We start from the raw sequence: 1295 nt of genomic DNA, 5'->3' as shown, positions 1-1295 counted from the left end.
GCAGATAAGACTGTGGTAGCGAACCCAGAAAAACTTACAGATGCTGAGAAGAAAGCCATCGAAGACAAAGTTAAAGCCGTGAATCCAGGTGCGACTGTAGTAGTAGACGATAAAGGAAACGCGACAGTTACAACACCATCAGGAAACACAGCCGTTATTCCAGCAGCAGACTTAACTAAGACAGCAGACGACGCAGCTAAGCCAAATGCAGGTAACGATGTGGTTAAACCAGCAGATAAGACTGTGGTAGCGAACCCAGAAAAACTTACAGATGCTGAGAAGAAAGCCATCGAAGACAAAGTTAAAGCCGTGAATCCAGGTGCGACTGTAGTAGTAGACGATAAAGGAAACGCTACAGTGACAACACCATCAGGAAACACAGCCGTTATTCCAGCAGCAGACTTAACTAAGACAGCAGACGATATCTTTAAACAACGTCCATATGTACCATCAAATGGTGGAGGCAATAACAGTGGTAACGGAAACGGAACTTCTGGCAATAACGGAGCTACTAACACTGATGCAAAAGTGGATAAAGCGAAGTTAGAAGGTGCTATTCGTCAATTAGATGAATTAATCATTAAAGAATCAGCTAAGCTTGATGCAGAAACTGCAAAAGAAGCGAATGACTTATTAGCAGATGCTAAGAAAGTATTTGCCAATGCAGATGCAAGTCAAGCAGAAGTGGATGCAATGGTTAAACGTATCGAAGACTTCATGGCGAAAGTTTCTCCATCAACTGATCATGCAACTCCAGCTAATGACCAAGCTGCCCAAACACCAGCTGTAGCTCCAGCTACTGCTCAAGCAGCAGCTAATGCTGGTCAAACAGCATCAGCACAAGCAAATGCGCGTAAAGCAGCTAAAGAATTGCCAAATACAGGTACAGCAGATTCTACTGTAGCTATGGTAGCAGCAGCCGCAAGTGCTTTACTTGGCCTTGGTCTTGCAGGTCGACGTCGTAAAGAAGACGAAGAAGCTTAATTAGTAGATTGTTTGATAAACATCAGACGATAAGTCCGATTTTCAAAGTTTAAACAAGTACCTCTCATAAGAAAATCTCCTAGCAGGGAAGCCTGCTAGGAGATTTTACTAGTGAATCAAATGATAGTTCGTTATTATATTATTTTAAAGCTGTCATATTGACATACAATTGAATTTTTGCTAGAATCCTTGCAGGAGTATACGTCTAATGAAAATAATAAAAAAATTGATGCAAATGTGAACTGCACCCCAAAAGTTAGACATAAAAATCTAACTTTTGGGGTGTTTTTATTATGAAATTAACTTATGAA

1 protein-coding gene is annotated in these 1295 nt (G+C 40.8%); it reads left to right on the top strand.

The window, feature by feature from the left end:
* A partial coding sequence (locus OCF96_RS09840) for an LPXTG cell wall anchor domain-containing protein (protein ID WP_261447054.1) occupies positions 1–984 on the top strand: 984 nt, incomplete at its 5' end.
* Positions 985–1295: the final 311 nt, after the last annotated feature.

Origin of the sequence: Streptococcus mitis (assembly GCF_946190065.1) — a bacterium.
Taxonomy (GTDB): Bacteria; Bacillota; Bacilli; order Lactobacillales; family Streptococcaceae; genus Streptococcus; species Streptococcus mitis_DE.
Note: the sequence above shows the minus strand (reverse complement) of the source record. Positions and strands in the feature narration are given on the sequence as shown.